The sequence below is a fragment of the Edaphobacter bradus genome, from assembly GCF_025685645.1.
GTDB lineage: Bacteria > Acidobacteriota > Terriglobia > Terriglobales > Acidobacteriaceae > Edaphobacter > Edaphobacter bradus.
The window spans coordinates 319,114-331,846 of record NZ_JAGSYF010000002.1; the positions used below are offsets into that span (position 1 = coordinate 319,114).

9 protein-coding genes are annotated in these 12,733 nt (G+C 59.1%); all 9 read left to right on the top strand.

All coding sequences use genetic code 11. The annotated features are described in order from the left end of the window. Positions 1 to 23: 23 nt before the first annotated feature. The 9 genes from OHL16_RS07505 to OHL16_RS07545 all read left to right on the top strand — a co-directional run bounded on the left by OHL16_RS07505 (position 24) and on the right by OHL16_RS07545 (position 12,629). Complete coding sequence (locus OHL16_RS07505) at positions 24 to 893, top strand: SMP-30/gluconolactonase/LRE family protein (protein WP_263366494.1); 870 nt, start codon at positions 24 to 26, stop codon at positions 891 to 893. 12 nt (positions 894 to 905) lie between these two features. After that, a complete protein-coding gene (locus OHL16_RS07510) occupies positions 906 to 2,099 on the top strand; it encodes an enolase C-terminal domain-like protein (protein WP_263366495.1) in 1,194 nt (397 codons plus the stop codon). Next, entirely contained in the window at positions 2,093 to 5,593 is a 3,501-nt protein-coding gene (locus tag OHL16_RS07515; RefSeq protein WP_263366496.1) for a polysaccharide lyase family protein, read from the top strand. The genes OHL16_RS07510 and OHL16_RS07515 overlap by 7 nt, the downstream gene beginning before the upstream one ends. After that, complete coding sequence (locus OHL16_RS07520; RefSeq protein ID WP_263366497.1) at positions 5,590 to 6,405, top strand: SDR family NAD(P)-dependent oxidoreductase; 816 nt, start codon at positions 5,590 to 5,592, stop codon at positions 6,403 to 6,405. Before OHL16_RS07515 ends, OHL16_RS07520 begins: the two co-directional genes overlap by 4 nt. Beyond that, positions 6,402 to 7,613, top strand: coding sequence for an aldose 1-epimerase family protein (locus tag OHL16_RS07525; RefSeq protein ID WP_263366498.1), 1,212 nt, complete (start codon positions 6,402 to 6,404; stop codon positions 7,611 to 7,613). Before OHL16_RS07520 ends, OHL16_RS07525 begins: the two co-directional genes overlap by 4 nt. Continuing rightward, positions 7,614 to 8,576 (top strand): ROK family protein, encoded by a 963-nt coding sequence (locus OHL16_RS07530; protein WP_263366499.1) that lies wholly within the window; start codon positions 7,614 to 7,616, stop codon positions 8,574 to 8,576. Between the two features lie 211 nt (positions 8,577 to 8,787). After that, positions 8,788 to 10,299: a class I mannose-6-phosphate isomerase gene (locus OHL16_RS07535; RefSeq protein ID WP_263366500.1), complete on the top strand. Its 1,512-nt coding sequence runs from the start codon at positions 8,788 to 8,790 to the stop codon at positions 10,297 to 10,299. Next, positions 10,296 to 11,240 carry an alpha/beta hydrolase gene (locus OHL16_RS07540; RefSeq protein ID WP_263366501.1) on the top strand — a complete coding sequence of 315 codons (945 nt, stop codon included), beginning with the start codon at positions 10,296 to 10,298 and terminating at the stop codon, positions 11,238 to 11,240. Before OHL16_RS07535 ends, OHL16_RS07540 begins: the two co-directional genes overlap by 4 nt. 27 nt (positions 11,241 to 11,267) lie before the next feature. Continuing rightward, positions 11,268 to 12,629 carry a sugar porter family MFS transporter gene (locus tag OHL16_RS07545; RefSeq protein WP_263366502.1) on the top strand — a complete coding sequence of 454 codons (1,362 nt, stop codon included), beginning with the start codon at positions 11,268 to 11,270 and terminating at the stop codon, positions 12,627 to 12,629. The last annotated feature ends 104 nt before the right edge of the window (positions 12,630 to 12,733 follow it).

Sequence of the window (12,733 nt, forward strand, 5' to 3'; positions counted from 1 at the left end):
GAAAGGCTTGGCGAAAATAACCGATGGAGTTCTTCCCTCAACCCGTCGCCCCGATCGTGTCATGCCATCGTATGGCGGTCTTTGCCGAGGGGCTAGACCATCCTGAGGGGCTCGCGTTCGACCAGGAAGGCGTGTTGTGGGCCGGAGGCGAGGCCGGGCAGATTTATCGGATATCTAAGGAAGGAAAGGCGGAGGAGGTGGCCAATGTCGGAGGCTTCTGTCTCGGAATCACGCTTTCGCCTGCGCAAGATATCTTTGTGTGCAACCTGGGTGTCCACGCGCTGCAACGAATAGACCGCCGTGGCCGTGTCCTACAGACGATTGAGCAAGTGGGTGGACGACGGCTGCAGACGCCGAATTTCTCGGTCTTCGATGCGGACGGCAACCTCTATTTCTCGGACTCCGGCGAGTGGAACGCGGGGAACGGCTGCGTTTATCGGCTACGCCGGAGCGGCGTTGTGGAGTTTTTCGCAGGACCCTTTGCGTTCCCGAATGGGATGGCACTGAGCGCGATGGGCGATGCATTGTTTATCGTCGAGAGCCAGCGCCACTCTGTGACGCGGCTTCCGATCAGGAGCGACGGAGCGGCTGGCGATCCCGAAGTGTACGCATCGGGATTGGCGCGGGTGCCCGATGGCGTGGTGCTCGATGCTGCCCAGAACCTCTATGTAACCTGTTACGCGACCGACTGCATCTATCGCGTACGAACGGATCGCACCGTCGAACTTTTCGCATACGATCCCGAGGGAACGATGCTCGCGAGGCCGACCAACGCAGTCTTTGGCGGTCCGTCGCGAACGGACCTTTTCGTGGCCAATCTGGGACGTTGGCACATTACTTGCATTCCCACCGACACACCCGGTCAACTGCTCGCGACACAAATCGCAGAATAGGACGTAATTGTAATGAAGATCACAAATGTGCGCTGGACGCCTGTTTTCATCCCCATCGAGGCGCCATTGCGCTATGCCTATGGGTCGCATCCCGGAGTATCGCGACTGGTCATTGAAATTGAAACAGACGAGGGACTGACCGGACTGGGCGAATGCTACAGCGGCCCTAGTCGAGAAGGGCAGCTAGCGGAGATGCGGCCCCTGCTCATTGGAGAAGACCCATTTCAGTTGGAGCGGCTTCGATGGAAGCTCTCGTCGCCGAGCGCGCAGAAGCTCTTCGGCAATGTGTTGGGATATGCAGGCATCGAGTTTGCGTGTCTTGACCTGCAGGGCAAGGCAATCGGACGGCCAGTTTGTGATCTGCTGGGCGGTCGGTTGCGCGAGAGTGTGCCACATGCGGGATACCTTTTCTACCGGCACGCGAATGGCGAGGGGAAGGGTCGGATCAGTGATACGGAGGACATGGTCGCGTTTGCGAAAGATCTGGTTGCGAAGCATGGTTTCCAGACCTTGAAGTACAAGAACGGCGTTTTGCCTCCGGAAGAGGAGATTGAGACGTTCATCGCGCTGCGCGAGGCATTTCCGCAATGCAAGCTGCGCCTGGACCCGAACGCTGCATGGAGCGTGACGACGGCAGTCCGAGTGGCGCAGAAACTGGCTGATTATGACGTCGAGTACTACGAGGATCCAGTCTGGGGGCTGCGTGCAATGGAGCGCGTGAACGCGAAGGTCCCCTATATGACGCTGGCGTCAAACATGAGCATCTTTGCCTTCGAGGATATCTATCCGGCGGCGCACAACAATGTAATCGACATGGTGCTGCTGGATCCTCATTGGTATGGCGGCATCTCGCGAGCTCGAATTGCAGCTGGAGCATGCGAGGCACTGGGGCTGGACGTAGGACTGCATAGTGGCGGGGAGTTCGGAATCTCGCAGGCGGCTGCATTGCATCTGCTCGCATCTGTACCGAACCTGAGTGCAGCGGCAGATTCGCACTACCACCATCTGACGGACGACATTATTGTTGGCGGGAAAATGCAGTTTGAGGCGGGAGGCATGCCCGTGCCGAAGGGTCCTGGGTTAGGCGTGGAGCTCGACCGGGACAAGCTGGCGAAGTATAACGAGTTGGCACGGAAGCAGGAGATGGGATCGTGGATTGAGGATCCTACGTGCCCCGGTGTTGTGACGGTGCAGCCAAAGTGGTAAAGGCCTCACTCATCTGTGGAGTCGTGCTCGCAGCGTCGGCTTTCCCCACATGTGCGCAGCAGCGAACGATCTGGCAGATTGGCCAGTTCGACGACTCGTCACACGAATTTCACGACAGCTTTGGCGTGGAGTACACGAAACCGTCGTCGGACGTGGACTACGTCGTGGGCAAGAGTACGGCTCGCGACTGGCCCCGGTTTCAACCGGGGCCGGCGAATGGTCAGGCGGGAGGAAGGCTTCACCCGTTCCGAATCGATTTCACGTTGAGCGAAGCACCACGCGGCACCTACGTATTGAAGCTGGCGATACTGTACGAGACACCGCGACTCTCGGCGCTGCGCGTAGAGGTGAACGGCCACGCGGGCGTCTTTTCCTTTGCTCCAAAGCTGGATTATGCGGCGGGGGACTGGGAAGGCACGTTCGTCCCACAGACCTCGTCCGCAGAGCGATCTATCGCGATTCCGGCGGCTTGGCTACGCGCGGGGACTAACACGTTGACATTAGTCGCCGTGGATCAGCCGGCCACACCACAGAATTCTCAGGGCGATATTGCACCGGGCGAAAGTGGTCTGATTTATGACGCTCTGGCGCTCGAGCAAAATCCCGACGAGCCATACGCAGCGGGTGAGGCTACTGCGACAGCTGAGGCGACAATCTTTTTCCGGCAGCAAGAGGATCGGCTTAGCGAAGTTGTGCGGGTTTGTGTAGAGACGCATGAGGGTGGTGTGCTGCCGACGCAGATCAAATTAAGTACCGACGGACGCACAGACACACAGCCGCTACACTTCGGCGATGCTGAGTTCGGCGAGAGTTGTGCGCATTTCAATGTACCGGAATGGAAAGGCGTGCTGCGGGCCACGCTGAGCGTTGCCGGCAAAACGTTCCCGGTGACGCTGCAAGCACAAAAAAAGTGGACGGTGCTGGTAGTCCCACATGAACACTTGGATATCGGCTTCACAGACTATCGCGAGAAGGTTGCGGAGTTGCAGTCGCAGAGCATCGACGGCGTGCTCGATCTACTGCCGGAACATCCGGAGTTTCGCTGGACAATGGACGGTAGCTGGGTCGCACAGCAATATCTAGCTGGCCGTTCTCCGGAACGCGGCCAACAGTTTCTCAGTGCGGTTCGAGCAGGAAAAATCGTAATGCCGCCGCAGTACGCGAATCAGCATACGGGCGTTGCGTCTCTTGAAGGTCTGACACGCTCGCTGTATCCATCGCATGCTCTGGCGAAGGAGTTCATGCTGCCGGTGGGTGCGGCGAACATCACCGACGTTCCATCGTACTCGTGGTCATATGCGTCGATCCTGCACAGCGCAGGCATACGCTACTTTGCGGCGGCCAGCAACTCGTGGCGCGCTCCGGTGCTGCTGGAGGGGCGGTGGAATGAGAAGTCCCCGTTCTATTGGGAAGGGCCGGACGGAGGCCGCGTTCTGATGTGGTATTCGCGCGCGTATCTGCAACTGGCATCCATGTTCGGCACGCCGCCGACGGTGGAGGCTGTGAAAGATGCGTTGCCTGTCTTCCTGCAGGCGTATGCGCACAAGGAGTATCGCGCAGATTCTGTGATTCTCTTTGGGAGCCAGTTGGAGAATACGGCGCTCGATCGAGGGCAAGTGACGCTCCCTGCTGATTGGGCCAAGGAATATGCATATCCGCGTCTACAGTTTTCGACCTTCGCCGAGGCGATGTCCTCGATCGAGCGCCAATTTGGCGGAGCGATCCCAACCTATCGCGGCGACTTTGGTCCTTACTGGGAGGATGGCTTCACATCAGGTGCACATGCGACGGCGATCCATCGCGCAAATCAGCAGAGGCTCTTGAACGCTGAGACGATGGGCACAATCCCGTCTCTATTGAATCCTGCTCTGCGTCCTGATGTTTCGTTGTTGCGCGACGCGTGGCAGAACTCGTTGCTTTTTGACGAGCACACATGGACGGCGGCCGGTGCGACGACGCAACCGGAGAGCGACGAAACGGTGCGGCAGTGGGAAAGCAAGCGCGCGCAGGTGGTCCGCGCCGGCAACGATCTGACGCAAAGCATCGCGCTGAGTTTCGCACAGCTGGAAGCAACGTTGGCGCCGAGAGACAACTCACTGCTCATCTTCAATGCATTAAACTGGCCGCGCACCGGATGGCTCGAGACGGATCTCCCAGAGGGCAAAGAGATTGTCGATCCTCAGACACAGGACGCTGTGCCGCAGGAGGTATTGCGAATCGAGAAGGGTACGCCGTTGCCGGGGTTCGGCGGACGCACGCTGCGTGTACGATATCGGGCAGACAATGTTCCCGCAGTCGGATATAAGCTGCTGTCAATCGTCGATGCTCACCCGAAGACTGCGGCGACACACGAGGCGGCGCAGGGCGGCGGAGTTTTAGAGAATCGCTTCTATCGCGTGACTCTGGACGCGGGAAGCGGCTCGATTCGTAGCATATGGGACAAAGAGCTGAACCGGGAACTGGTAGATGCAAGTAGTCCCTTTACCTTCGGCAGCTATGTGTACGTGACGGGCGCGGATGACATGCCTGACAACAGCCTTTACCGTTATGGCGCGACGCTGCCAAGGCCGGATTTGACGACACATCTAGCGGCTGGCGGCCGCATCATTGCTGTGCAACACGGGATAAATTCGGAGTCTGCAACACTAGAGTCGTCCGCGCCGAACACGCCGCAGATTCGGACTGTGATTGCTCTACCTGCGGATTCCAAGCGCATCGACATTCGTATATCACTTCAGAAAGTCGCGACGCTGCACCGCGAAGCGGCGTACATTGCGTTTCCCTTGGCAGTCGAACATCCGGAGTTCGCATATGACACACAGAATGGATGGGTCGATCCGGCGCGGGATGAGCTCGCAGGTGGGAGCCGGGAGTGGTATGCCGTACAGCACTGGGCAGCAGTACACGATGGCTCGGAATCGGCAGCAGTGATTCCGGTGGATGCCCCGATGGTTACGTTCGGAGATGTGGTGCGTGGTGCATGGCCGAAGGAGTTCGAGCCGAAGAGCGCGACGATCTTCTCGTGGCTGATGAGCAACTACTGGAGCACGAACTTTAAATCATCGCAGGGCGGCGAGCTTACCTTCCGGTACGCGTTCGTGAGTGGAGCGAAATTCGAGCCGGCTCAGCTGACGCGGAGTGGATGGAAAGAGATGACGCCGCTCGAGAGCGACACCGTTCCGGCAAGCCCGACGCCGTCTTCGATACACAGTGCGAGCTTTCTGACGCTCGACAATGCGAATGTCGTGCTGTCGACATGGAAGCGCGCGGAAGATGGGAATGGCAGCATATTGCGGCTGACAGAAATCGCAGGCCGCTCAGAGACGCTGCACCTGAGCACGCCGCATCTCCAGATGGAAAGAGTGTGGCGGTGTTCGCTCTTGGAGGACTGCATGCAAGAGTTGCCAGTGCGCGACAACAGTGTTGCAGTAGAGCTGAAACCGTTTGAGATCATGACGCTGCGCCTGAAGACGCAGCCGGAGAAGATGCCATGAGCTTTCGGTTCAACGGAAAGGTGGCCCTCGTGACAGGCGGCGCGATGGGAATTGGCGCGGCGACGGCACAGCTGCTGGGCGAGTTGGGCGCGTCGGTGGCTATTCTCGATCTGGATGCGACGCGAGGCACAGCGACGGCTGCCCAGATGGAGAAGAGCGGATATCAGGCGGCCTTCTACAAGTGCGATGTGGGTTCCGTGGAGGCGGTGAATGACGCGGTCCATCGGGCGGAGGAACGCTTCGGCGCGGTGCATCTGCTCGTGAGCAACGCAGGCATTCAGCGCTATGGCGACGTAGTATCCACAAGTGTGGAGCAGTGGGACGAAACGCTGCGCGTGCATGTGCAAGGGTGCTTTCATGCGATACGCGCGGCGGTTCCAGCGATGCTGCGCGCCGGCGGCGGCGCCCTGGTAGTGACGGGTTCGGTGCAGACCTACACGGCGATACAGAACTCCGCCGCATACGTTACCGCAAAGCATGCTCTGCTTGGCCTCGTACGCTCGGTGGCATTGGACTATGCTGCACGTGGGATTCGAGCGAACTGCGTACTGCCCGGAGCGATCGATACCCCGATGTTGCGGTCGGTGGCCGCGGAAGCGGAGGACCCGGAGTTCCTATTACAGCAATGTGCACGGATGCATCCTCTTGGACGTGTCGGCAGGCCCGAAGAAGTTGCGCGCGCGATCGCGTTTCTGTTGAGCGACTGGGCCTCGTTCATCACAGGTGCTGCGCTCCTGGTGGATGGTGGGATGCTGGTTCCAACGGGCGGCATGGGCTTCGGCGAAAGCGGCCTGGGAGCATCCGGCTCATGAAGGCGATAGACCAGGGTGTCAGAGTGCCTGCGACGAGTTGGCGAGACCGCGCTGCGATGACGCTAACAAATGGCGTGGCGGAGGCGACGCTGCTGCCGGGTGGCGGACACCTTGCTCGCTGGGGATTTGCCTCAGGCTACGGGCCCTCGCAGAACAATGTACTTTGGGAGGCGCCGTGGACGACAGCGGATCCCGATTCGCCCGCACACTCAGCAATAGCGGAAGAGTGCGAAGACAAGGCCGCTGGAAAATTTCTGGCGTCGTATACAGGGCACGCACTCTGTCTCGATGGATTCGGGCCTGCCGGCGCGAGAGAAGCCGCAGCTGGTGTTTCGCTTCATGGCGAGGCATCGAATGCAACGTGGACGTTCACTAGGCAGCATGCGAATCTGGCGTCGGGCATTGTGGAATTGCCGGTGGCGGGACTGCAGGTGGAGCGGAAGTTTTCGCTGATCGCGGACGAGAGTGTACTGCGCGTAGAAGAGCGTGTCACAAATCTCCGCGCCGCCGAGCGGGCTCTTCATTGGGTACAGCATGCGACATTCGGCGCCCCATTCTTCGCCTCCGGGAGCGGGCGCGCGACTGCATCCATTCGTGATGGAATAACCTGGCCGTTGGACTATAACGGTTGCAATCTGTTGAGACGCGACGCAGAGTTCACGTGGCCGTATGCACCTGGAGCGAACGGCGAGACAGTCGATTTGCGGGAGATTTTTACTCGACGCAGATCGGGTTTCGTGGCTGCAGCACAGCAGACGCCGGGACGAGAGCATGGCTTTGTCGCGGTCTGTCATGCGGAAATCGGATTGGCCGTTGGCTATCTGTTTCGTGCCGAACACTTTCCATGGGTGACCCTCTGGGAAGAAAATCATGTGCGCAACGATGCGCCGTGGCGAGGTCAAGTGCAGGCGCGTGGGATGGAGTTCGGAACGACGCCGCTGCCGCTCGGAAATGATGTTGTAGACGCACGTGGCCCTCTGCTTGGGAGTTCTACGTCGTGCAGAATTGAAGCGCATGAGACGCTGCGGGCTCCTTGGCTACTGTTTATTGCCGCCGTCCCAAGTGGCTGGCGTGAGATCGAGGACATACATGTTGAGCCAGATGAGATTGTGCTGATACACGCAGGACAGCAGATACGAGTCCCTGCGCTGGGCGCTCTGGCGTTTCTCAGGCACTCTGAGAAGACTAAGAAAGTGGGGATCACGTAAATGCGGGCTTTGGCATTGGACATGGGTGGGACGCACATCGGCTGCGGTGTGGTGAACGAGGATCGGCTACTGGCAAACACCTCAATCGACGCGGAGGGCGCATCGAGTCTTGCTGACCTGCTTCCGGTCGTGACGGATGCGTTGCGTGCCTTGCTGCTCGAGGCAAACACGACGGCAAAAGAGTGCGTGGGGGTAGCGATTGGTTTTCCGGGGATTGTAGATGCATGTCACGGCACAATTCACTCCACACTGAAGAAGTATGAGGACGCACCCAAGCTCGATCTGGCAGCATGGGCACGCGAGGCTTTGGATCTGCCACTGCGAATCGAGAACGATGCGCGCATGGCACTGATGGGCGAGCAATATGCCGGCGCAGGACGTGGCGTCGAGAACATTGTGATGATGACGCTAGGCACGGGAATCGGCACCGCCGCGATTTTGAACGGCCGCGTCGTACGTGGCGTGCACGGACATGCGGGTTGTCTTGGCGGACATCTGACTGTGAAATTCGAGGGTCGTCCGTGCCATTGTGGCAATGTTGGATGCGCAGAGGCTGAGGCGTCGGGGTGGTCGATGCCTCAGGTAGCGCGCGCGTGGCCGGGATTTCCTGAGAGTGCGCTGGCGAAGTTGGAACCGCTCGGCTTCCGCGAACTCTTCACGCACGCGGAGCGTGGCGATACGGTGGCGTGCGACGTGCGCGAGCGCTGTTTGCGTGTATGGGCTGCCAATGCAGTCTCGTTGGTCCACGCGTACGACCCCGATCTGGTGATTCTGGGAGGAGGGGTCATGCAGAGCCCAGAGCCCGTCCTCACGTTCGTACGCGAGTATATCAACACACACACATGGTCGAGTTGGGGAAAGCCACAGGTGCAAGCGGCCGCGCTCGGAAATATGGCTGCGCTGCTGGGTGCTGTCCCACTATTGACCGAGGAGATGCATGGTGCGTCAATCAAACTACAATAAGTTTCCATCTGTCGCCGCTGGTCAAAGCAGCGAGTGTGCTGCGGGTTGGGACGCGATAGCGCTACAGCTTGGCACCGCCAAGGTGGTATGCGTGGAGTGCTACCCGGGCGCCCGAGTAGACGAACTACAATCAGAACTGACATCGAGGTTGCGGCCTAACGCGATTATCTGCGCCTCAGATGGTTACAAACCAACAGCGGAGATTTATGCGATGCTCGCACCACATCTGGGCGATGATCGCGTATTTGGCCGCATGAACGGGCTTACCATTGAAGATTGGTTTGACCCAAAAGAGTTGATACGAATGCGCGAAGATGTGATCGCAGCGGCGAAGCGCGGGACTGTGTTTGTCATTGGCTCGGGAGCGGCATTACTGGCACCGGAGTGCGATGCTTTGGTGTATGCAGACATGGCCCGGTGGGAGATCCAGTTACGATACCGGCGCTTCGAGATGGGCAATCTAGGCTGCGACAACAAAGAGGCAAGTTTTGCTGAAAAATACAAGTGCGGCTTTTTTGCGGAGTGGCGCGCAGCGGACCGGCTGAAGAAGCACCTTTTGCCTGTGGTTGATTTTCTCCTCGACACGAATGACGCGCGCGCACCGAAGATGATTTGCGGTGATACATTTCGCAAGGCGCTGGCGCATGTAGCGCGGCGCCCCTTCCGCGTTGTGCCCTATTTCGATCCGGGACCGTGGGGCGGACACTGGATGGAAGAGGTATGCGATCTGCCGAAGGATTCACCTAACCATGCGTGGTGCTTCGATTGCGTGCCGGAGGAGAACAGCCTACTGCTGGGGTATGGCAAGCAGCGTATAGAGGTTCCAGCTGTCGATCTGGTCTTCGCTCATCCACGGGAGTTGCTCGGCGATGCAGTGCATGCACGCTTCGGTACGGAGTTTCCGATCCGCTTCGACTTTCTCGACACGATGGGCGGCGGGAATCTCTCGCTTCAGGTACATCCGTTGACCGAGTTCATCCAGGACAGGTTTGGCATGCACTACACACAGGATGAGAGCTATTACCTGCTCGATGCTGCGCCAGGAGCGGTCGTCTATCTGGGACTAAAGGAGGGTATAGACCGCGCAAAGATGTCGCGCGACCTGCATGCGGCACAGACTGAAGGAGGGGAGTTCCCGACGGACGAATACGTGAACCAGTTCCCTGCTCAGCCGCATGACCATTTCCTGATTCCGGCAGGGACGATTCATTGCTCGGGCAAGGACTCCATGGTGCTGGAGATCAGCGCCACACCATATATCTTCACCTTCAAACTGTGGGACTGGGGACGCTTGGGCCTTGACGGCCAGCCGCGTCCGATCCATATCGAGCACGGGCTGGCAAACATCCAGTGGGACCGAACCACCGCGTGGACACGGAAGAATCTCGTCAATAGTGTCGAGCCTGTAGCCGCGGGCGACGGATGGCGCGAAGAGGTGACTGGACTGCATGAGCGCGAGTTCATTGAGACGCGGCGGCACTGGTTCACAGGCACCGTTCCACACAACACGCATGGCGGCGTGAATGTGCTGAATTTGGTGCAAGGCGAGGAGGCATTGGTGGAGAGCCCGTCCGGAGCATTCGAGCCTTACGTTGTGCATTATGCCGAGACGTTCATTGTCCCGGCGGCGGTAGGCGAGTTCACGATTCGGCCGCATGGTGCAGCCATCGGTACAGAGTGCGCGACGATCAAGGCATTCGTGCGCACGGAGCCAGGCGCATGAGCCTTCTTCATCGCCTGGAGCCAGGCGCGCGCGCATACATGCAGCGCCTCATCCACGAAGACGGAGAGCCGCTGCAGCTGCTCTCCGTGGAGGCAGCGCGGCAGTACATGCGTGACAGTCAGCCCACGCCGCTGGAGCATGTGTCGGTATCAATTAAAGCCGTGGATGCCGCGGGTATTCCATTGACGATTGTGCGGCCAGCACAGGCACCCGGACCTCTGCCCGCCGTGCTTTATCTGCATGGCGGCGGATGGATGCTGGGCGGCATCGAGACACATGCACGCATCGTACGCGAGTTGGCCTTGCGCGCCGAAGCGGCGGTGGTGTTCCCTCACTATGCTCTAGCCCCGGAAACACGCTTTCCAGTTGCGGTCGAACAGTGCTGCTCCGCAGCACGTTGGGTACAGTCGCACGGTTCAGAGCACGTGATCGACGAAACCCGGATGGCCGTCGCGGGCGACAGCGCAGGTGGCAACCTGGCTGCGGCTGTCGCGTTGCTCATGGCACGGCACAACGGACCAGCTCTGCGGCTGCAAGCGCTGATGTGTCCGGCACTACAGGCGTCGACCACAACGAGCAGCTACGAGGAGTTTGCGGATGGGCTGAACCTCACGCGTGAGGCGATGGAGTGGTTCTGGAACAAGTACGTGCCGGACGTAGCACAGCGGCTCGAACCGACGGTATCACCACTCCAGGCCGCATTGTCCGATTTATCACAGGTCGCTCCGGCGGTGATCATCACCGCGGAGTGCGACGTCTTGCGTGACGATGGCGAACGGTATGCACAGCGGCTTGCCGACGCTGGTGTCGCCGTCACCGCGATGCGGTTGCTCGGGACGATCCATAACTTCCCGATAATCGATGATCTGCAAGAGTCCGGACCCGCGGTTACTGCTCTCCGGGTCGTAGGAGATGCATTGCGGACGGCACTGCGCGAATGACAGCTGCCCTGAAGTAGAAGCGATTAGATGCAAATGTGGAAAGGTGAGACACGAGTGGTTCTGAATAAATTTCTCCTGCGTAGTGCGATGACGGGCGCCTTGGGAGGCCTGTTATTCGGTTTCGATACGGCGGTAATCGCAGGTACAACCTATGCGCTAAAGGATCACTTTCTTCTGAGCCCGTTTCAGCTCGGCTTCACAGTCTCGATTGCGCTGTGGGGAACGGTACTAGGCGCGAGCTCTGCAGGGGCGATGGGACAACGGATCGGCAGCCGCGCGACCCTTCGGATCATGGCGGTTCTCTATGTGCTCTCCGCGCTGGGTTGTGCGCTCGCATGGAGCTGGCCCGTCTTTCTGGCCGCACGCTTTCTCGGTGGCCTCGGCATCGGGGGTTCTTCCGTTCTCGGGCCGGTGTACATTGCGGAACTCGCGCCGCCGAAGTACCGCGGCAGGCTGGTGGGTCTGTTTCAGATCAACATCGTAGTCGGCATCCTGCTCGCGTACTTCTCGAATTTCTCGATCGCCACGTTTCATCTGGGCGCGCTGGAGTGGAGATGGGAGTTCGGCGTGTCCGCGGTGCCCGCAGTCCTCTTCCTGCTGATGCTCTTCGGTATTCCCCATAGCCCTCGCTGGCTGGTGACGCAGGGCAGAGCTGAGGAGGCGCGGAAGACGCTTGTGACGATCGGCACGCCGGAGCCAGAGGTAGAATTGGAGGCGATCATTGCATCAATCCATCTCGATGCGAGCAGCAGCAAGGAAACGCTCTTCAAACGACAGTACCGCGTGCCGATTCTGCTGGCGATTGGGATCGCGGCATTCAACCAACTGTCAGGCATCAATGCAGTGCTGTATTACCTGAACGACATCTTCGTCTCGGCGGGATTTAGCAGGTTATCGGGAGGCCTGCAGGCTGTGGTGGTGGGCGCGGTAAACCTGCTGGCGACGCTATTAGCGATGACTCTAATTGACAAGCTTGGCCGCAAAGCTCTCCTGTTGATCGGCTGCGTAGGTATGACAGTTGGCCTGAGTGGCGTCGCGACAGTCTTTCTTACGGGACGCGGTCATGGTTCGTTGATCTACTTCGTGACGGGCTACACAGCTTCCTTCGCGCTCTCTTCCGGCTCCGTACTGTGGGTGTATATGAGCGAGATCTTTCCGACACATGTACGGGCTAAGGGACAGGCGTTGGGTAGTACCGTACTTTGGATTATGAACGGTCTTATCTCGCTGGTGTTTCCATCGCTGGCCGCAAGATCAGCGGCTTTGCCGTTTGTCTTCTTCGCAGTGGTGATGGCGGCGCAGTTCTTTGTGACGCTGTTCTTCTTCCCGGAGACAAAAGGGCTTTCGCTCGAAGCACTGCAGGAGAAACTGGATCTGAGCGAAGCGTAAAAAGGGGATTCATGCGCCGCCTCCAGTGGAGGCGGACAACATTCAGACACGCGTCTGGTCGAGATCCTGCACAGCCAATTTCGTATCTACAAGAATCTCGAGTA